The organism is Amycolatopsis lurida (genome assembly GCF_900105055.1).
Lineage (GTDB): Bacteria > Actinomycetota > Actinomycetes > Mycobacteriales > Pseudonocardiaceae > Amycolatopsis > Amycolatopsis lurida.
Genome location: NZ_FNTA01000004.1, coordinates 1,706,207 through 1,724,751, shown reverse-complemented (window position 1 = coordinate 1,724,751; position 18,545 = coordinate 1,706,207). Strand labels below are relative to the sequence as shown.

General features: G+C 68.5%; 17 protein-coding genes. 8 read left to right on the top strand and 9 right to left on the bottom strand.

The features are described from left to right. Positions 1–62: 62 nt before the first annotated feature. On the top strand, positions 63–3,029 hold the full coding sequence (locus tag BLW75_RS13235) for a tetratricopeptide repeat protein (RefSeq protein WP_167373494.1): 2,967 nt from the start codon (positions 63–65) through the stop codon (positions 3,027–3,029). 614 nt (positions 3,030–3,643) lie between these two features. Here BLW75_RS13235 and BLW75_RS13230 read toward each other — a convergent pair. Continuing rightward, the gene (locus BLW75_RS13230) at positions 3,644–4,189 is read right to left on the bottom strand and encodes a helix-turn-helix domain-containing protein (RefSeq protein ID WP_241784034.1); all 546 of its coding nucleotides are present in this window, start codon (positions 4,187–4,189) and stop codon (positions 3,644–3,646) included. 148 nt (positions 4,190–4,337) lie between these two features. On the opposite strand from BLW75_RS13230, the gene BLW75_RS13225 reads away from it, so the two are divergent. Both BLW75_RS13225 and BLW75_RS13220 read left to right on the top strand, forming a co-directional pair. Continuing rightward, the gene (locus BLW75_RS13225) at positions 4,338–5,522 is read left to right on the top strand and encodes a PQQ-dependent sugar dehydrogenase (RefSeq protein ID WP_034321727.1); all 1,185 of its coding nucleotides are present in this window, start codon (positions 4,338–4,340) and stop codon (positions 5,520–5,522) included. Between the two features lie 128 nt (positions 5,523–5,650). Then, positions 5,651–6,919, top strand: coding sequence for an SON protein (locus BLW75_RS13220; RefSeq protein ID WP_241784036.1), 1,269 nt, complete (start codon positions 5,651–5,653; stop codon positions 6,917–6,919). 74 nt (positions 6,920–6,993) lie between these two features. On the opposite strand, the gene argG is transcribed toward BLW75_RS13220, so the two are convergent. Next, positions 6,994–8,442 (bottom strand): argininosuccinate synthase, encoded by a 1,449-nt coding sequence (gene argG, locus BLW75_RS13215; protein ID WP_034321733.1) that lies wholly within the window; start codon positions 8,440–8,442, stop codon positions 6,994–6,996. Positions 8,443–8,673: 231 nt separating this feature from the next. Between argG and BLW75_RS13210 the strand changes: the two genes are divergently transcribed. Beyond that, complete coding sequence (locus BLW75_RS13210) at positions 8,674–10,236, top strand: molybdopterin-dependent oxidoreductase (protein ID WP_034321736.1); 1,563 nt, start codon at positions 8,674–8,676, stop codon at positions 10,234–10,236. 88 nt (positions 10,237–10,324) lie between these two features. After that, positions 10,325–11,002, top strand: a complete 678-nt coding sequence (locus tag BLW75_RS13205; protein ID WP_034321738.1) for a fasciclin domain-containing protein — start codon at positions 10,325–10,327, stop codon at positions 11,000–11,002. Positions 11,003–11,063: 61 nt separating this feature from the next. Here the strand turns inward: BLW75_RS13205 and BLW75_RS13200 are convergent, their stop codons facing one another. From BLW75_RS13200 to BLW75_RS13175, 6 genes are all read right to left on the bottom strand, one after another. Next, complete coding sequence (locus BLW75_RS13200) at positions 11,064–11,369, bottom strand: hypothetical protein (RefSeq protein WP_034321741.1); 306 nt, start codon at positions 11,367–11,369, stop codon at positions 11,064–11,066. Then, the gene (locus BLW75_RS13195; protein ID WP_034321743.1) at positions 11,366–11,767 is read right to left on the bottom strand and encodes an Asp23/Gls24 family envelope stress response protein; all 402 of its coding nucleotides are present in this window, start codon (positions 11,765–11,767) and stop codon (positions 11,366–11,368) included. Before BLW75_RS13195 ends, BLW75_RS13200 begins: the two co-directional genes overlap by 4 nt. Beyond that, positions 11,757–12,323, bottom strand: coding sequence for a hypothetical protein (locus tag BLW75_RS13190; RefSeq protein WP_034321746.1), 567 nt, complete (start codon positions 12,321–12,323; stop codon positions 11,757–11,759). The genes BLW75_RS13195 and BLW75_RS13190 overlap by 11 nt, the downstream gene beginning before the upstream one ends. Beyond that, positions 12,314–12,895 carry an RNA polymerase sigma factor gene (locus tag BLW75_RS13185; protein WP_034321748.1) on the bottom strand — a complete coding sequence of 194 codons (582 nt, stop codon included), beginning with the start codon at positions 12,893–12,895 and terminating at the stop codon, positions 12,314–12,316. The genes BLW75_RS13190 and BLW75_RS13185 overlap by 10 nt, the downstream gene beginning before the upstream one ends. 240 nt (positions 12,896–13,135) lie before the next feature. Next, complete coding sequence (locus BLW75_RS13180) at positions 13,136–14,299, bottom strand: FAD-dependent monooxygenase (RefSeq protein ID WP_034321750.1); 1,164 nt, start codon at positions 14,297–14,299, stop codon at positions 13,136–13,138. 59 nt (positions 14,300–14,358) lie between these two features. Next, on the bottom strand, positions 14,359–15,504 hold the full coding sequence (locus BLW75_RS13175; RefSeq protein WP_034321754.1) for a CaiB/BaiF CoA transferase family protein: 1,146 nt from the start codon (positions 15,502–15,504) through the stop codon (positions 14,359–14,361). Positions 15,505–15,652: 148 nt separating this feature from the next. Here BLW75_RS13175 and BLW75_RS13170 point away from each other — a divergent pair, with 148 nt between their 5' ends. Beyond that, on the top strand, positions 15,653–16,471 hold the full coding sequence (locus tag BLW75_RS13170) for an NAD(P)H-binding protein (RefSeq protein ID WP_034321833.1): 819 nt from the start codon (positions 15,653–15,655) through the stop codon (positions 16,469–16,471). 9 nt (positions 16,472–16,480) lie between these two features. Here the strand turns inward: BLW75_RS13170 and BLW75_RS13165 are convergent, their stop codons facing one another. After that, entirely contained in the window at positions 16,481–16,918 is a 438-nt protein-coding gene (locus BLW75_RS13165; protein ID WP_034321756.1) for a DUF5994 family protein, read from the bottom strand. A gap of 145 nt (positions 16,919–17,063) precedes the next feature. On the opposite strand from BLW75_RS13165, the gene BLW75_RS13160 reads away from it, so the two are divergent. Together BLW75_RS13160 and BLW75_RS13155 are read left to right on the top strand one after the other, a co-directional pair. Continuing rightward, positions 17,064–18,212 (top strand): N(5)-(carboxyethyl)ornithine synthase, encoded by a 1,149-nt coding sequence (locus tag BLW75_RS13160; RefSeq protein WP_034321758.1) that lies wholly within the window; start codon positions 17,064–17,066, stop codon positions 18,210–18,212. 69 nt (positions 18,213–18,281) lie between these two features. Beyond that, positions 18,282–18,542, top strand: a complete 261-nt coding sequence (locus BLW75_RS13155) for a hypothetical protein (RefSeq protein WP_034321760.1) — start codon at positions 18,282–18,284, stop codon at positions 18,540–18,542. The last annotated feature ends 3 nt before the right edge of the window (positions 18,543–18,545 follow it).

Sequence of the window (18,545 nt, the reverse complement as noted above, 5' to 3'; positions counted from 1 at the left end):
TCGTGGAAATCGCTTTCGGAATTCTCGGGCAGACGGCCATGCTAATGCACGGGAATGTGGATGTGAACTGGGCGGGTCCCCGGCCGAGACAGGTGCTGACCGCGCTGCTGACCGCGCCGAACCGCCGATTGCCACTGGACGTCGTCGTGGACTGGGTATGGGAAGAACACGAGAGGGCGCCACAGGACGCCCACTCGACGCTTCACCAGAACGCGACCAAGCTGCGCCGGGCGTTCCACGAAAAATCCGTGCCCGCGAACGTGAGTGTGGGTAAAGGGGGTTGCCTGCTGGAGATCGAGCCGGCGCTGATCGATCACTTCGGCTTCCAGGCCATGATGGACAAGGCTCGCCGGTTCCGTGAACTCGGTCAGCACGACCGCGCACTGGTCGAAGCGCTTTCGGCCGTCCGGTTGTGCCGTGACGAAGCCTTGGCCGATCTCCGGACCGAGCGCGCCGACGGATGGCGCGCCCTATGGGAACGCAGTGAGTGGATCCCCGCCAACGCATTCGTCGTGGCGGAGCACTTGGCGACCGGACAAGCCGACGCCGCGGTGCGGAAACTGGCGGAACTCGAACAAGCACATCCGAGGGAACTGAGCTTCGAAAAACTGCGAATACGGGCGCTTGCCGAAGCCGATCAACCCGCTGAAGCCGCCGACTTCTTTCGGGCGACGTATGCCCGTTACCGTGAGGCTGGGGAGACAAGGGCCGCGGAAGAACTGCGGGCGGTCAACGACAAGGTATTGATCCGGCCGGAACGGGTGATTCCCCGCCGCAAACCGGCTTCGCCCGATTCCGCCGGTCAAAACGAGCACATGATCCGGCATTTGCCGCCGGACGTCGACGATGTCGCGGGAAGAGTCGATCTGCTCGCGCTGCTCGACGCTTACACGACCGATTCCGCGGGCGCGCCGAAACGTGCCGCGGTGGTGGTGACCGGAGGACCCGGGGTCGGGAAGACGACGTTGGCGGCCAAATGGGCCCACCGCGCGGAACGACGGTACCGACATGGCGCGGTCATGCTGGATCTTCGCGGTGACAGCCAAGCCGCGAAGGCCGACGCCGGCGAAATAGTCGACACACTCTTGTCGTTGCTGGATTTCCCGGTCGACCAAGTGGTCAATCCGATCGCCCGCGCCGCGAAACTGTCGGCGTTGCTCGCCCGGCGCTCGATGCTCGTGATTCTCGACAACGTGCGCAGTTCCGATCAGGTCGCGCCGCTGCTGGGTGTCCTGTCGTCGTGCACGGTGCTGATCGTTTCGCGGTGGCGCCTGAAGTCCTTGTCGGCGAAGCTGACCCCGCCGGTGATCACGGTCTTCCCGCTCGGCGACCGGTATTCCTCCGCCCTGCTGACCCGGCGAATCGGTCACCGGGCGCGAGATGACGCGGAGGGGGTCGGAGAACTGGTGCGGCTGTGCCAGGGCAACCCGTTGGCGCTGACCCTGGTCGCCGAACGCGCCGTCTCGCGAGCGGGTACCCGGATGCGAACCTTGGCGACCCAATTGCGCGACGCCGAACTGCTGCTGGACCTCGGTGACGAGGGCGACTGGCCGGGGATGAGCCTGAGGTCAGCCTTCGCCCTTTCGTATCACGACCTCGAGCCCGCCGAGCAGCGTGTGTTCGCCCTGATCGGCCTGCATCCGAGCGCCGAGATGACCACCGCGGTGATCGCCGCGGCGGACGGGCGCCCTGCGTCGGAGGTGCGCCGCTCACTCGACATACTGGTCGCCGCGCATCTGATCGAGCACCCCGCGGACCTCGATCGCTATCGCGTGCACGACCTTCTGCATTTGTACGCCGCGTCCCTGGCCGCCCAGCTGTCCGATGTGGACCTCGCGCGGAGGAGGATGTTCGAGTTCTACCTGCGCGTGGTCATCGACGCGTATCGCCTGCAGTTCCCGCACAAAGAGCTGTTGAACCTGCCTCCGATGGTGCGGGCGGCGCCCACGCCCGGGTTCCGGAACGTCGCCGAAGCAAAGCAGTGGGTGCTGCGGGAACGAACGTCGATCATGGCGATCAGCGCGGCGTCGGAAGGTGTTCTCAACGGTATTTCGTATCTTCTGCCCGCAATGGCCTCGGAATTCTTCATCCTGCAGGGGATATACCCCGACGCGATCGAGGGGCTCACCATTGCCGTCCGCGCCGCGTCGGCACAAGGTGACGTGGGCTCATTGGCTTCGTGCCTGAACGACCTGGCGGTGGTGCACATGCTCAGCGGCGCCGACGACGCCGCCGAGACGTGCCTGCTGCGCGCGCTCGAACTGGTCGACGCCCATGGGATCGCGGTCGGCGTTGCGACGGTCAGGCTGAACCTGGCCCGTGTGCATTTCCATGCCGGTCGCGCGGCCGAAGCGGTCGAAAGATATCGGAAGGTGCTGCCGTCAGTTCGCGAACTCGGTGAGCCGATGTTGTGTGCCAGCGCGGAACATCGCTTCGCCGACGCGTTGGTCGAGATGGGCGGCCACGACGAGGAGGCGCTCGCACTGTACCGGGAGGCCGTGCGACACCGGCGCGAAGCCGGTGACGCCACTGAGCTGATGCGGGCGCACGCCGCTCTCGGGGCATTGCTGGTCCGCCTCGGCAGGCTTGCCGAAGCGTCGCTGGAATGCAGTGCCGGCGAAGCGTTGATCGAGGCCAGCCAAGATCTTCCCACGATCATGAAACTCACCACAGTGCTCGCTCAGCTTCGGCACGCGGAAGGTGACGCCGGGGCGGCGCTGCGGTACGCGCATCGTGCGGTCGATTATGCGAACCGGACTCGGCATGCGACTGGACAGGCGCGGGCCTTGGGCGTCCTGGCCGCCGTTCTCTGCGATCACGGAAACCCCGACGATGCGCGGAAGTTGTGGCGGGACGCCGCGGAGCTCTACCGCGGGCGGGCGCGGGTGGCGAAGGCGGAGGCGATCGAGGTCCTGCTGGCCGAACTGGACGCGCGTGGACCACTTGTCCCGGCTGCGCGTGAAGGCGAAGGAGACACCGTGGCGATGCCCTCGCCTCATCTCCGGATACTGCGCGGACACCGCGACTGAGACGTCAAACGGTACCGCTGGGTAACAATCGGATGTGTGAATATTCGGCCGCGTATTACTACCCACAGCAGCTTTCGTGACCATCCATACACTCATTGGTGTCGGGTGGATTTCGCGAACTAGGCCGTTTCCGCGACTACTGATCAGTAGATCAGAGGATGTCCATCTCGGTGTGAGGTCGGCCGTTGGGTCCGGCGCGCGGCGTCCGCGCACGAAGGTGGCCGAACTTGCGCATGCGCAGAGAGAAACCGCATGTCAGGCCATCGTGTGGCGTGTTGCTGCTGCGGTTGCACAAAGGTGTGACGGGGTGCTGAAAGCTGCTGACTGAGTGGCTGTAAGCTGCGCTCGTCACTCACAAGGAGACTTTCAATCCCAGCCTGCTCAATTTGCGAATGAGCTCTTCGCGAGCCCGTAGATTCGACCTTATCGGGCGAGTGGGCGCACATCAAGAGAAGTGGAAAGGACCAGGCCAGCGTAATGGAACGCTACATCTGGATTGTGTACTCTGCGTGACGGCAGAAGTCATGCGCTGTGAGTAGAGCTTCGGTTCTCCGGGCGTGGCGTGACGCCGCCCGCCCGGAGAGCCCGCCTCGGGTGACAGTCGGCAAGAGTGACTACTGTCGCCCTCGTGGGCGCAGGGTGACGCCTTCGGCGAGAAGGATTCGGCGGGTCTGGTTGTAACTCATACCGTGAATGTCGGCGAGCTGCCGGATGCTCCGGCCCGCCAGATAGGCGTTGACCAGGCCTGGAGGTGTGGGCGGGAGCTGGATTTTCGGCGGCCGGAGCGTGACACCGGCGGTCAGCAGGGTGGTGCGTACCTTGTGATAGCTCAACGCGTAGCGTTTCGCGAGACCTTCGATCGTCTCGCCGTCGTTGTAGAGACGTACCAGCTCGTCGTCCAGTGAGCCGAGGTCGTCCCCATGCTCGGTGGCCCCGATATGTTCCCCGGGGCTGTCATCTTCTTCGGTCATCAGATCATCGCCGCCCGCACAGCTGATCGATCGTTGTCCGACGCTAGGTTCCTGGTGGCCCAGGCTCCATTTCGACCCTCCAGCCAACGGTATGGGCGTCGGATCCCACACCGCTATCCGAGTGTTTCCCTCGAATGTGGCGGCCAGGAACGGCGTGTCGCCGAAGGCTTGCGGGCGCATGGTGTCCATTCCACGAGTGCTCGGCCGCAACTCCATCCCTCCGAGGCGTTGCCTGAAGACGGAAAGAAACCGACGGAAAGCTCGCGGATGGAGGTACCGCCGCTCCTCCGGTCGCAGTTGAATTGGACCAGACCATTCACTGGCGATTGGAGTCCTCATGACGCGACGGCACTTCCGCCGGGGGTTGTCCCTGGTGGCCGGGCTCGCTTTGGCGGGTGCGCTGCTCCCGGCCATGAGCAGCGCGGAACCCGGGGAGACGCGGGGCGTTCCGCTCGGCGAGCTGACCGCCACGGCGACCAAGGTCGCGTCCGGGCTGGTCAACCCGACCGCGATCACCGCGCTGAACGACGGCAGCGGCCGGATCCTCATCGTGGAGAAGAGAGGCGTCGTCCGGGCTTACCATCCCCGGACCGGGCTCGCCGCCAAGCCGGTTCTGGACATCAGCGCCAAGGTGAACGGCGCGGACGTCGAGCGCGGGCTGCTCGGGTTGGCGATCGCCAAGGACCGGCGGGTTTACGTCGCGTACACCCGCAAAGCCGACAGTGCGGTGACTCTGTCCCGCGTCCGGCTGGACACCGGCGAGCTCACCGAGCTGATCACCCAGCCGCATTCCGAGTTCCCCAACCACAACGGCGGCCAGCTGGCGTTCGGCCAGGACGGGTATCTGTACTGGGGGATCGGTGACGGTGGCGGAGGCGGCGATCCGCTAGCCAGCGGGCAGCGCCTGGACACGTTGCTGGGCAAGATCCTGCGGATCGACGTCGACCGCGCGTGCCGTCCGCTGAAGTACTGCGTCCCAGCAGGCAATCCGTTCGTCGGCGTCGCGGGCGCGCGTCCGGAGATCTGGTCGTACGGGCTCCGCAATCCGTGGCGGTTCTCCTTCGATCCGGCCGACGGTTCGCTGTGGATCGGCGACGTCGGCCAGGGCCGGTTCGAGGAGGTCGACCACCTCGCCAAGGGCAAGGGCGGCGCGAACTTCGGCTGGTCCTGCAAAGAAGGGCCGGTCGTGTTCGACGAGACACGGTGCAAGGACGGCGTGACCTACACCGATCCGGTCTTCCACTACATCTCCGGCGCGGAAGGCTGCGCGGTGATCGGCGGGCATGTCTACCGCGGCAGGAAGTACGCGGCGCTGGCGGGCGGGACCTACCTCGCCACCGACTTCTGCCAGGGAACGGCCTGGGCCGTCCGCAAGAAGACCGACGGCACCTACGAAAGCGCCCGGATCGGCGAGTTCCCGCTCGACGCCACCACGTTCGGCACCGACCAGAACGGCGAGCTGTACCTGGCCGACGAGCAGCCCGGCGGACTGCACCGGATCTCGTTCGCGCGCAAGGGCTGAACCGGCTTCCCCTGCCGCGTCCGCCCGGCGCGGCAGGGCCTTCCGGTTCGTCGGATCGCGTTTCATCAAGTTTTCATCATTCCTCCCTAGCGTGAGGTCGTCCGGTGAGAACAGTGATGGAGGGCGACGTGGAGCAAACAATCCCACCCGGAGGCGCGCAGTGGCCGCCGCCGCAGGGCTGGGTCCCGCAACCGGTACCGGGGCCGCCCGCCCGGAAACCCCGGTGGCTGCTGTTCGGCGGGATCGCCGGACTGGTGCTGGTGCTCCTCGCGGGTCTGACGACCTGGCTCCTGTGGCCGTCGAAGGGGGACCGTGAACCCTTCGAGCAGGCGCTCGCCGGGCTTTCTTCGGCGCCTGCCGTCCGCAACAGCACCTCCGGGGTCGGCGGGATGATCAAGACGGACGTCAAGACCACCGCGCACGGTGAGACGTCCGGCACGATGTCCTTCCAGGGCAAGAAGATCGACATCCTGGTCGTCGGCGGCAAGGTCTACTTCAAGGCGCCGGACGGCATGCTGCCCGGGGCGATGGCGGACGCGGGCGGGACCGACGAGCTCAAGGACCGGTGGATCACCGGCGAGGACGCGCTGTTCGGCCCGGCTCTGCAGCAGTTCGAGTCCCCGGAGAAACTCGCCGCCCGGCTGCGCGCGGCGCTGGACCGGGCGGACGAGATCCCCGGGGATCAGAACGAGACCGTGCGGGACGTTCCGGCGCTCAAGGCGAGCACGCCGGCGGGTGACCTGTACGTCTCGAAGGAGGCACCGCACCGGCTTCTCCGCTACTCCGTGAAAATGCCCGGCGGGATACCGTCCATGCCCGGCTCGGAGTCACGGCCGCCGATCCCGTCCGGCGCCGGCCTCGGTGAGTCCGATGTGGACGCTTTGTCGCCGCAGGAGACCGACGCCGTCTACGAAGATCTGACGGCGAACACCAAGAAGCTGTCCGGTGCCGTCGACACCAGTGTGCGGTTCGACATGAACGGTGCGGCCACGGTCGCGTGCGGCTCGTCGGGCTGCACGGTGACGGCGAACGTGTCCAACTCCGCCTCGGCGAGCAGCGGTGGGAAGGTCAGCGGCAAGGTCAACGCCACGATGACCGCGAACGTGACCATCGGTGGCCGCGCGGCGGGCAGTTGCCGGGAAAGCGCCAGTCTGCCGTTGAACGGTTCGGCTTCGATCAGCTGTGTCAACGGCGGTGCCGGGAGCGTCTTCTCGTCCGTCGAAGCGGAGAAGAAGGCGGATGCCGAGGCGCGATCGCGAGCCTCCGGCGGGGTGCCGGTCCAGTACCGGATCGAGAGCATCGCGTCGGTCGCCGTGCTGGCCGAAGCGATCGGGCAGGTCGAGATCACCCGTCTGGTCGACGAGCTGACGGAACGCCGGTCGAAGCTCGGCGGCTGACCGGATGAAGAACAGCGCCGGGCGAACGGCTTCGATGCCGCGCGCCCGGCGCTTTCGCGTCCCGTTCGTCCGGGTCAGTCCGTGCCGGATTCGATCGCGGCGTGGTCCAGCAGTTCGTCCTCGCCCGAGGCCTTGCCACGCGAGGCGATCGCCTGCGCGCCGCCCGCGTCCATGGCCCCGATCAGACCGGTCGACGCGGCCTGCGCGGCGCCGATCAGGGTCGGGTGCCCGCCACCGACCATGCCGAGCCCGGCGTACTGCTCGAGCTTGGCGCGCGAGTCCGCGATGTCGAGGTTCCGCATGGTGAGCTGGCCGATCCGGTCCACCGGGCCGAACGCCGAGTCCTCGGTGCGCTCCATGGACAGCTTGTCCGGGTGGTAGCTGAAGAACGGGCCGGTGGTGTCGAGGATCGAGTAGTCCTCGCCGCGCCGCAGCCGCAGGGTGACCTCGCCGGTGACGGCCGCGCCGACCCACCGCTGCAGTGATTCGCGCAGCATCATCGCCTGCGGGTCCAGCCAGCGGCCTTCGTACATGAGCCTGCCGAGACGACGGCCTTCGTTGTGGTAGCTGGCGAGGGTGTCCTCGTTGTGGATCGCGTTGACGAGCCGCTCGTACGCCGCGTGCAGCAGCGCCATGCCCGGCGCCTCGTAGATACCGCGGCTCTTGGCCTCGATGATCCGGTTCTCGATCTGGTCGGACATGCCGAGCCCGTGCCGCCCGCCGATGGCGTTGGCCTCCAGGACCAGGTCGACCGCGGTGGCGAACTCCTTGCCGTTGATCGTCACCGGGCGGCCCTGCTCGAAGCCGATCGTGACGTCCTCCGGCGCGATCTCGACCTCGGGGTCCCAGAACCGGACGCCCATGATCGGGTTCACGATCTCGATGCCGGTGTCGAGGTGCTCCAGCGACTTGGCCTCGTGCGTCGCGCCCCAGATGTTCGCGTCGGTGGAGTAGGCCTTCTCGGTGCTGTCCCGGTACGGCAGGCCGTGGGCCTGCAGCCACTCGGACATCTCCTTGCGGCCGCCGAGCTCGCTGACGAACGCGGCGTCCAGCCACGGTTTGTAGATCCGCAGGGACGGGTTCGCGAGCAGCCCGTAACGGTAGAACCGCTCGATGTCGTTGCCCTTGAAGGTGGACCCGTCGCCCCAGATCTGGACGTCGTCCTCGAGCATCGCGCGCACCAGCAGCGTGCCGGTGACCGCGCGGCCGAGCGGGGTCGTGTTGAAGTAGGTGCGGCCGCCGTTGCGGATGTGGAAGGCGCCGCAGGCCAGCGCCGCGAGCCCTTCCTCGACCAGCGCGGCCTTGCAGTCGACGGCGCGCGCGATCTCGGCGCCGTAGGCCTTCGCCCGGCCCGGGACCGACGCGATGTCGGGTTCGTCGTACTGGCCGATGTCAGCGGTGTAGGTGCACGGCACTGCACCCTTCTCGCGCATCCACGCGACCGCTACCGAGGTGTCGAGGCCGCCGGAGAAGGCGATCCCGACGCGTTCGCCGACAGGCAGAGAGGTGAGTACCTTGGACATGATGGAAGTATATGCATAGGTGTGTATGACCATGCAAGCCGGGGTGAGCAGGGCAACTCGGGTGGGTGGCGTGACTCGCGTGATCGCACGCATTCGGGGTCGTGTCCCTTTCGTGACCTGTCCGCGGGCCGGTCGGCCACGAATACTGGGCGCGGCTCTGTGTGAAAGGCGCCTTTTCGTTGTGGTGAAAGGAAAACCAGTCCGCGGGCCCGATGGTGCCGAATACCTGACATGAAGACTTCGCGGGCCGACCGGGAACCACGCCTTCCTCTCTTCGGGGCGGCGCTGATCGGTGTCGTGGCCCTCGCCGCGGCGCTGGCGGCCGGTCATCTGGTGGCCGGGTTCCTCAGCGCCAACGCCTCGCCGTACCTCGCGGTCGGCAACGGGGCGATCGATCTGACGCCGGTGGAGCTGAAGGACTTCGCGGTCCGGACGTTCGGCGTCTACGACAAGCTCGTGCTGCTCGGCGGGATGGCCGTCGTGATGGTGCTCGCCGCAGCCGTGGCGGGGGTCGTCTCGCGCCGGTCACCCGTTCCGGGGGTCGTGCTGATCGCCGCCTTCGGTCTGCTGGGCGGGTTCGCCGTGTCGCAGCGCCCCGACCTCTCGACGGTCGCGCTGCTCGCGCCGCTGGCCAGCCTGATCGCCGGGGTCGGCGTCTTCCTCTGGTTGCATCGCCTGGCCTCGGCCAGGTCGCGGGCCGAGGAGGAGTCTTCCGGCGCCGCTCCGTCCCGCAGGTCGGTGCTGCTGGCCGGAGCCGGTGCCGTCGTCGCCGCGGGTGCGGCGGGCGCCGGAGGGCAGCTCCTCGCCGGCACCCGGGACGCGGAGTCTTCCCGGACGGCCATCGGACGCCTCGTTCCCGCCAAGCCGGCACCGCCGATCCCGGCCGACGCGGATTTCGCCAAACTGGGCACGCCGACGTTCCTCACCTCGAACCGTGACTTCTACCGCGTCGACACCGCGCTGTCGGTGCCGCAGGTCCGGGCCGAGGACTGGAGCCTCCGGCTGCATGGCATGGTGCGCAACGAAAAACGCTTCAGCTACGACGAGATCCGCAACCGGCCGCTGATCGAGCGCACCATCACCATGACCTGCGTGTCCAACGAGGTCGGCGGGACCTATGTGTCCACGGCGAACTTCATCGGCGTCGACCTCGGGGATCTGCTGCGGGAGGCCGAAGTCCTGCCGGGTGCGGAGCAGATCTTCTCCACCAGTGTCGACGGCTGGACGGCGGGCAGCCCGGTCGTGGCCGCGCTCGACCCGGAGCGGGGCGCGATGCTGGCGATCGGGATGAACGGCGAACCCCTCCCGGTCGAACACGGTTTTCCCGCGCGAATGGTCATCCCGGGTCTCTATGGCTATGTTTCGGCGACGAAGTGGGTTAAGGACCTGGAGATCACCACCTGGAAAGCGCGCCGCGCGTACTGGCTCGACCGCGGCTGGGGTGAACAGGCCCCGATCAAAACGCAGTCCAGGATCGACAGTCCGAAAGGATTCGAAACGGTGCCCGCGGGGAAGGTCCGCGTTTCGGGCGTGGCGTGGGCGCAGCACACCGGTGTCGAGCGGGTCGAAGTCCGGCTCGGCGCGAACGGGAACTGGCAGCCCGCAACGCTTTCCCGTGAGGTGGGCGTCAACACCTGGCGGATGTGGTGGACCGAATTCGAGGTCCCGGCCGGCAGTCACCAGGTCACCGTCCGGGCTGTCGACAAATCCGGTTACACCCAGACCGACGCCCGCGCGGGAACCGTTCCGGACGGCGCGACGGGCTGGCATGTCATCAGTTTCACCGCACGGTGATCGGCGTCACTCGAAAGAGGGGCAATCCGATTTCGCAGTAGGTCCGAATACCCGGCAAGAGTCCGAAAAACAAATGGAGTGATTTTCCGTGAGCAAGCTTCGCGTCGCAGGAATCGGTTTCACCGCGGTCACCGCGCTGGCCCTGGCCGCCTGCAGCAGCAACGACAGCGCTTCGTCCGGCAGCTCCAGCAGTGCCCCCGCGCCCGCCCCGTCCTCGTCGATGTCGGCCCCGATGTCCAGCGCCGCCTCGGGTGACGGCGTCACCACCAACGCCGACGTGTTCGGCCCGGCCTGTTCGCAGCTGCCGCAGGGCAGTGCGCCCGGCTCGCTGGACTCGATGGGCCCGCAGCCGGTCGCCAGTGCCGCGTCGACCAACCCGCTGCTGACCAAGCTGGTCGCCGCGGTCAAGGCCACCAACCTGGTCGACACCCTCAACAGCCAGCAGGCCATCACCGTGTTCGCCCCGGCGGACCCGGCCTTCCAGGCCCTGGGTGACGCCAAGTTCACCGAGCTGGCGGGCAAGCCGGACCAGCTGGCCCCGATCCTGCAGTACCACGTCGTCGGCAAGCGTTACGACGCCAAGGGCCTGGAGTCCGCCAAGTCCGTGGAGAGCCTGAACACCGCGGGCGGCCCGGTGAAGATCGAGGGTTCCGGCGAGAACATGACCGTCAACGGCGCGAAGGTGCTGTGCGGCAACATCCCCACCAAGAACGCCACCGTCTTCGTCATCGACAAGGTGCTGACGCCGGGCACCAACAAGAACTAGGTCCCCACCCCATGATCGCGGTGGCCACGCTTCCGGGCGTGGCCACCGCGATTTTTTCGGGTCAGGGAACGAGTGCGGCGGCGTCCACGTCGGTCACGACGATCCGCAGGTCCGCGTTCTCCCACGGGGTTCCGGTGAGCACCGCGCGCAAGGCCGCCCCGGCGACCTCCGTGAGCGGCGGGATCGGTACCTCCAGCGCGACCACGCGGATCTCGACGACGTTCTCGGAGATGTCGACGGCCATCACGTCGAGGTCCCACGGCACCGCCGAGGCGGCGGCGGTGGTCGACGGCGTGGCCGCGCGCAGCCCCGGCACCTCGCGGAGGGTGCTCAGCAGGGACGCGGTCAGTTCGGATCGTGCGGTCACAACAGTCCTCCACGGATTTCGATGTCCAAAATGGACACCGAGACGGCCGACGGGGTGAGCCCGGTCGCCTCGGTGACCGCCTTGCCGACGGCACGCTGAACCGCCTGCGCCGTCGCCGCGGCCTGGTCCAGCCCGGAGAGGGAGAGGTCGATCTCCACCCGGACGTCCGTCGGATCGTGCTCGACGAACGCGCGGACCCCCTCCGTCGGCGCCGGTTCGAGGCCCTTGATCCGCTGCCGCGCGATCCGGGTCAGCGAACCGGCCAGGCCGCGCAGCCCGGGTTCCAGGCGGACCACGCCGGGGACCCGGGCCGCGGCATGCGCGGCGACGGCCGCGATCACCGGCGGGGAGATCACCGTTTCGGTCAGTGGCCTGGCCGGGGCCTGCTCACGCGTCATAGATGTCCTCCACCACCAGATCGAGCCGGGCCAGCCGGAGACCCACCCTGGCGCCGGCCGCCGCCGTGACCCGCTCGCGGACCAGGTCCAGCGAGTCACCGTCGAAATCATGCGCTATCGCCAGGCTCAGCTCCACGTCCACGGCCAGCGCGTCGGCGTCTTCCCCCGACCGGTGGACCCGGCAGCGCCGCGCGCGGACACCGTCGACGGAGTCCGCGGCGAACCGCAGCACCGCCGCGACCGCCTGATCGCTCACCTGCACGTCGCCCGGTTCCGGGCTGGCCAGCGGCACCAGGTCCCGGCGCCGCACCTCGGCGCGGATCGCGGACATGATCCGGCTGGTGAGATCCGGCGAGGGCTCGGCGTCGTCTTCGGCCAGTTCCCTGGTCAGCCCGCGCAACACGCGGAGGCTCTCCCTGGTCGCCCGGCAGTGCGGGCAGTCGAGTTCGTGCGGGTCCGCCCGGCCGGCATCGACCTCATCGAGCCGGTCCCAGATCTGTTCCACATCACGGCCGCACGGCAGCAGGTAGTCGCGGGTCGCGTGGTTCATCGCCATGGCGCCATCACCTCCGCCAACTGTGCTCGTGCTCGCGCGATGCGTCCGCGCACCGCGGTGGTGGTCGCCCCGATCGCCTTCGCGATCTCCTCGTAGGAGCGCCCGTGGACCTCGCGCAACAGCCAGCAGGCCCGTTGCTCGGCGGTCAGCTGGTCCAAGGCCCCGGTCAGGGCCGCCATCTGCGCGCTCGTCTCCGCCGCGCGGTCCGGCCGTCCCACCGAACCGGCGGACTCCTGCTGATCCAGCTCGACGTCGGCCACCGGCTTCCTGGCGCGGATCACGTTCAGGCACCGGTTGGTGGTCATCCGGTAGAGCCAGCCGACGAACGCCGCGTCCTCCTGCAGCTGGTCGAGCCTTCGCCAGGCGACGAGGAACACCTCCTGGACGACGTCCTCGGCGTCCCCTTTGTTCCCGAGCATCCGCAGCGCCAGCCGGTACATCGGCCCTTGGAACCGCAGGACGAGCTGCTCGTACGCGCGGATCTCACCGTCGCGGGCGCGCGCGACCAGCGTCGCGTCGTCCAGCATGGTTTCGCCGGCCGCGAGCGGTTCGGTTCTCTCCGAGGTCGTCATCGAGCGCACCTGTGCAGCGCCGTCATGCCGAAGCTCCCTTCACCTCACCAGCTAAGACACGGCTTCCCCGGAAACGTCACGCGGGAAACTTCGTCCAGCCGACCACGACATCGCGGAGGGCGCACGCCGAAGTCAGGTGATCGCCCGGCGGAACGCCCAGAGACCCGCGGGGATGAACCCGGCCAGCGCCAAGGCCAGGCGCCCCGATGAGCACGAACGGAGCCGCGCCGCCGCTGTGAATCAGCCCAGCCTGGCGAGCGCGGGGTACTCGTCGAGCGTGATGTCGGTGGCCAGCTTGTCGGTCACCCACAGCATCGAGCGCAGCAGAAGCCGCCGCCGGAACATCTGGTCGCGCAGCTTGATCCGCAGGTTCGTCGGCGGCGCGAGGAACGGGCCGGCGTTGGCGTTGCGGGCCACCTTGGCGTAGCCGCGGAACTTCTCGTCGTAGCGGCGGAAGGCAGGCTCATGGTCGCCGTTCGCCGCGGCGAGCTCGCCCGCGATGACATACGCGGCGACGATCGCGAGCCCGGTGCCGAAGCCGCCGAGGGTGTTGCCGTAGGCCGCGTCACCGAGGAGCGCGACGCGTCCGGTCGAGTAGCCGTCCATCTTGACCCGGGCGATCGAATCCAGGTAGACGTCGTCCGAGCGCTTCACCACCTCCAGCAGTTCCGGCAGCCGCCAGCCGCCGTCGGCGAACGCGCCGGCCAAGATGTCCTTCTGCTGTCCGATGTCGTACCGGTCGTAGGCGAGTTCGGGGGAGGCGAACACGAAGAACGCGTTCGCCTTGGGCCCGCCGGTCGCCGCCATGCGGCCGGGCTCGTTGTACATCACCGCCGGACCGCCGTCGGCCTCGTCGGTCTCGACCAGGGCGTAGTAGTGACCGAGGTGTTCCACATAGTCGGCTTCCGGGCCGAACGCCAGCCGTCGCACCGTGGAGTGGATACCGTCGGCGCCGAAGACGAGGTCGAAGCGTCTGGGGGCACCGCGCTCGAAGGTGACGTCGACGCCGTCGGCGGTCTCGGTCAGTGAAGCGATCGAGTCGCCGAAGACGTACTCGCAGTCCCGCTCGGTCCGTTCGTGGAGGATCCGGGCCAGGTCGCCGCGGCGGATCTCGACGTCGCCTCCGGTGAACTCTCCGGGCAGGACGGCGAGCGGCCGTCCCTCGGCGTCGACGATGGTCTGGTCGAGCCCGCCGGTCTGGTGCCTGCGGATTTCCTCGAGGATGCCCATCCGCTCCAGCACGAAGCGGTGGGTGGCGCCCTTGAAGTCGACCGCCTGTCCGCCGCCGCGGAGCTCCCGCGACCGTTCGACGACGGTGACCGCGTAGCCCTGGCGGGAAAGCCAGAAGGCGAGGGCGGGACCGGCGATGCTGGCGCCGGAGATGAGGACTGTCCTGTTCGTCATGGCAGGGAGCTTCGCGGCCGGTGTTGACGAAGCGCTGACAGTCCGCTGACGGCTCCCCGTCAGCTCCAGCCGGGCAACGGAAGGGTGAGTTGCCCGGGGTCGTCCGGCGGCGCGGTCTCGTAGCGCGCCGGCGTCGCCGACAGCCCGATCGGGTTGCGGGTCAGCCGCACCGAGGTGCCGTCGGGCCGTGGGAGGTCCACCATCGGGTTCAGCCCGAGCCGTTCGGCCAGCGCGAACGCGCCCGCGATGTCGTTGACCTCCCCGGCGGGCACCCCGGCCGCGCTCAACTCCGCCGCCCACTCGGCCGCCGGACGCCGGCCGAGGTGGTCTTCGAGCAGCGTGCGGAGTTCGGCCCGGTGTTCGACCCGCGCCGGATTGGTCGCGAACCGGGTTTCGCCCGCGAGCTCCGGCAGCCCGATGACCTCGCACAACGCCGCGAATTGCCGGTCGTTGCCGACGGCGAGCGCGAGTTCGTGGTCGGCGCAGGGGACGAGTTCGTAGGGCGCGATGCTGGGATGCCGGTTGCCCATCCGCGCCGGGACCGTCCCGCCGGAGGTGTAGGCGCTGCCCTGGTTGACCAGCGCGGCGAGCAGGCTGGAGAGAAGGTCGATCTCGACCCGCTGCCCCTGCCCGGTCCGGTCGCGATGGCGCAATGCGGCGAGGATGCCGACGCTCGCGAACAGCCCGGCCAGGACGTCGACGAGGGCGACGCCGACCTTCTGCGGCTCGCCCGCCGGGTCGCCGGTGATGCTCATCAGCCCGCCGACGGCCTGGATGAGCAGGTCGTAACCCGGCAGCGCGGCGCCGCCGCCGGAACCGAAACCCGTGACGGAGCACAGGACGAGGCCGGGATTCGCCGCCAGCAGGACCTCTGGGCCGAGACCGAGCCGCTCCATCACGCCGGGACGGAAGTTCTCGACCACGACGTCGGCCTCCAGCGCGAGCGCGCGGGCCTTGGCGAGATCGCCCGGATCGCCGAGGTCCAGCGCCACGCTCGTCTTGTTCCGGTTCACCGACTGGAAGTACGTCGCCTGGCCGGCGGCGTCGTAGGGCGGTCCCCAGCTGCGGGTGTCGTCGCCGGTGCCCGGCCGCTCGACCTTGATCACCGTCGCGCCGAGGTCGGCCAGCAGCATGGTGGCGAACGGGCCGGCGAGCACCCGCGAGAAGTCGAGGACGCGCAGCGGGCCGAGTGCGGTTTCGGGCATGTGCCCGACCCTAAGCGGCCGTTCGCGGCTTCGAAGTTGTGATCGCGCTCACGAAGGGGTCGTTTTCCCATTACTTTCCTCTAGGTACCTACTATCACCGGGAAGGTAGCTTCGGCCGCGTCAACGAAACGCGAACCGAGGAGTGACCATGATCGTGGTGACCGGAGCGACCGGGAACGTAGGACGGCTGCTGGTGGAAAACCTTGTCGCCGCAGGGGAGGAAGTGACGGCGGTGTCGCGCCGGATCTCGCCGTCGGACCTGCCGGAGGGGGTGCGGACCGTGCGGGCCGACCTCGCCCGTACCGAAGGACTGAAGGAGGTCTTCGCCGGAGCGGACCGGGTTTTCCTGCTGACGTCGGGAGAATTCCTGGCGGCGGGCGGAGACGTCGCGGAGGTCGTCACGGCGGCGGGTGACGCCGAGATCGTCCTCCTGTCCTCCCAAGGGGTCGCGACCGGACGGCACGCGCCCGCGTTCGAGGAGACGGTCAAAGCGATGAGTCCGAAGTGGACAGTACTGCAGCCGGGAGGCTTCGCGTCGAACGCTTTCCAGTGGGCACCGGCCATCCGGGCCGATCGGGTCGTCGCCGCGCCGTTCGGCGACGTCGCGCTGCCCGTCATCGACCCGGCGGACATCGCCGACGTCGCGGCGACCGTGCTGCGGGAACCCGGCCACCACGGCCGGACCTACGTGCTCACCGGACCCGAGCCGATCTCGCCGCGGCGGCAGGCGGCGGATCTCGGCGACGCGCTCGGCGAACCGCTGCGATTCGCCGAACTGAGCGAAGACGAAGCACGTGCCGCGATGTCGGAGTTCATGCCGCCGGTGGTCGTGGAGGCCACGCTCTCGATCCTCGGCGGTCCGACAGAGGAAGAGCGGCGGGTCAGCCCCGACGTCGAGAAGGTGCTCGGACGACCGGGGCGGACCTTCGCCGAATGGGCGGCGCGGAACGCGGTGGCGTTCAAATGACGCTCGCCGTCATTCGCCGGTGAGCAGCGTGTCGATGCCGTCGACGCTCTCCCGGTGCGCCGCGGTCATCAGCAGGCGGTGCGCGAGGTCCGGTTCGGTCTCCGGAGGGACGACCAGCAGGGTCAGCCGCCGCCTGCCCGCGGTGCCGATCACCGTCACGGTGGCGGGGTGTTGCGAGCGGAACCCTTCGAGCCGGACGTCCCCGCTTTCGACGACGAGCCGCCGGGGAGTGGACGGCCAGGCCGTGAGGTTGTAGGTCACCCGCTCGACGTGTTCCAGCTGGACGGCCAATACCACCAGCAGGAACGGCAGTTCTGCGGCGAGGTCACGGGAGGCGGGCCACCACGCGCCGTCGACGTGACCGGTCGCGGACGCTTTGGGCTTCAGGCGCAGGCGGGCGACATGTTTCGGAGGGGCAACGGTGTTCCTGTGCGAGACCGTCGTCATGGCGGTGCTCCGTCCCGGGCCGAGCGGCCGGATGGGGGCCGAGGACGACGCGGACTCGAACGCCTGCGCACGAGATGCTCTCGGACACCCTGAGTCTACGCCACGCCCCTGCGTTTAGACTGAAGGTCTATTTAAGGGGCCCCAAGTGGACCAACTCACTCTCGGCGTCATTTCCCGCTCGCGAAAAGAAAACGAGTGGCGGCTTCCGATCCATCCGCGCCATCTCGAGCGGATCGACCCCGGTATCCGTGAACGCATCTTTCTCGAAAACGGCTACGGCGAACGCTTCGGCATCCCGGACGACGACCTCGCGCCCCTGGTCGGGGCGATGCGTTCCCGTGAACGACTGATCGCGGACTGCGACGTCATTCTCCTCGCCAAACCGCTCGCGGAAGACCTGGCCGAACTCCGGCCGGGACAGACCCTTTGGGGCTGGCCGCACTGCGTCCAGGACGACAAGCTCACGCAGCTGGCCATCGACCGGAAGCTGACCCTCATCGCTTTCGAAGCGATGAACCATTGGCGCGGTGATGGTTCTTTCGGTCTGCACGTCTTCCACAAGAACAACGAACTGGCCGGCTATTCCTCGGTGCTGCACGCGCTTCAGCTGATCGGTTCGACGGGCGACTACGGCCGCCGTCTCCGCGCCGTTGTGATCGGCTTCGGTGCCACAGCGCGTGGTTCGGTGACGGCGTTGAACGCGCACGGGATCCACGACGTGCACGTCCTCACCCATCGCGGCGTCACCGCGGTCGGGTCGCCGATCCACTCGGCGAACATCGTGCATCTCGACCACGATCTGAAGGGCCCGGCGGACCTCCGCCGCAGTCACGCGATCACCGAGGACGGACGCGTGCCACTGGCGGAGTTCCTCGCCGGACACGACGTCGTCGTCAACTGTGTGCTGCAGGACCCGAAGGCGCCGTTGACGTTCCTCGTGGAGGAAGACCTCGCCGTGTTCCGGCACGGGAGCCTCGTCGTCGACGTTTCCTGTGACGAGGCAATGGGTTTCAGCTGGGCCAAGCCGACGACGTTCACGGAGCCGACCTTCCAGGTCCGCGGCGTCACCTACTACGCCGTCGACCACAGCCCGTCCTACCTCTGGGACTCGGCGACCTGGGAGATCAGCGGCGCCCTGCTGCCGCATCTGGAGCGAGTGCTGGCGGGGCGCACCGCGTGGGCCGCCGACCCGACGCTCGACCGGGCGATCGAGATCAGCGAAGGCACGATCCGGAATCCCGACATCCTGGCCTTCCAGCACCGCTCGCCGGAGTATCCGCACGCGCATCGGTGAGCCCGCGGATGAGAAAGTTCTCATCGAGCCCTCATCGCTGACTCACCCGCGCCGGGCAGCCTGGGTGGTATGCGAGTCCGAATGATCGTCCTGGCCGGGGTCGCCGCCGTCGTGGTGGCGGCCACCGGCACGTTCGCCGTCATCGCGGCCACCGCGGCCTCGCCGCCCGACCTCGGCCCGGCGGTCGTCGCCCCGGCGGGGCAGGCCGCCACCGGGCCGGGTGAAACGGGTGCCCCGCCCGCCGTCGTCCCGCCCCGGCTGGCCGGACACGACGACGACCTCGATGATGACCCTGATGACGCCGACGACCACTTCGACCTCGACGACTGAGCC

What these genes read in the sequence shown, in the direction of transcription:
- BLW75_RS13230 (WP_241784034.1), bottom strand. Translation starts at nt 4,189, where the DNA reads ATGGACACCATGCGCCCGCAAGCCTTCGGCGACACGCCGTTCCTGGCC.
- BLW75_RS13225 (WP_034321727.1), top strand. Translation starts at nt 4,338, where the DNA reads ATGACGCGACGGCACTTCCGCCGGGGGTTGTCCCTGGTGGCCGGGCTC.
- argG (WP_034321733.1), bottom strand. Translation starts at nt 8,442, where the DNA reads ATGTCCAAGGTACTCACCTCTCTGCCTGTCGGCGAACGCGTCGGGATC.
- BLW75_RS13210 (WP_034321736.1), top strand. Translation starts at nt 8,674, where the DNA reads ATGAAGACTTCGCGGGCCGACCGGGAACCACGCCTTCCTCTCTTCGGG.
- BLW75_RS13195 (WP_034321743.1), bottom strand. Translation starts at nt 11,767, where the DNA reads ATGACGCGTGAGCAGGCCCCGGCCAGGCCACTGACCGAAACGGTGATC.
- BLW75_RS13190 (WP_034321746.1), bottom strand. Translation starts at nt 12,323, where the DNA reads ATGGCGATGAACCACGCGACCCGCGACTACCTGCTGCCGTGCGGCCGT.
- BLW75_RS13185 (WP_034321748.1), bottom strand. Translation starts at nt 12,895, where the DNA reads ATGACGACCTCGGAGAGAACCGAACCGCTCGCGGCCGGCGAAACCATG.
- BLW75_RS13180 (WP_034321750.1), bottom strand. Translation starts at nt 14,299, where the DNA reads ATGACGAACAGGACAGTCCTCATCTCCGGCGCCAGCATCGCCGGTCCC.
- BLW75_RS13175 (WP_034321754.1), bottom strand. Translation starts at nt 15,504, where the DNA reads ATGCCCGAAACCGCACTCGGCCCGCTGCGCGTCCTCGACTTCTCGCGG.
- BLW75_RS13170 (WP_034321833.1), top strand. Translation starts at nt 15,653, where the DNA reads ATGATCGTGGTGACCGGAGCGACCGGGAACGTAGGACGGCTGCTGGTG.
- BLW75_RS13165 (WP_034321756.1), bottom strand. Translation starts at nt 16,918, where the DNA reads ATGACGACGGTCTCGCACAGGAACACCGTTGCCCCTCCGAAACATGTC.
- BLW75_RS13155 (WP_034321760.1), top strand. Translation starts at nt 18,282, where the DNA reads ATGCGAGTCCGAATGATCGTCCTGGCCGGGGTCGCCGCCGTCGTGGTG.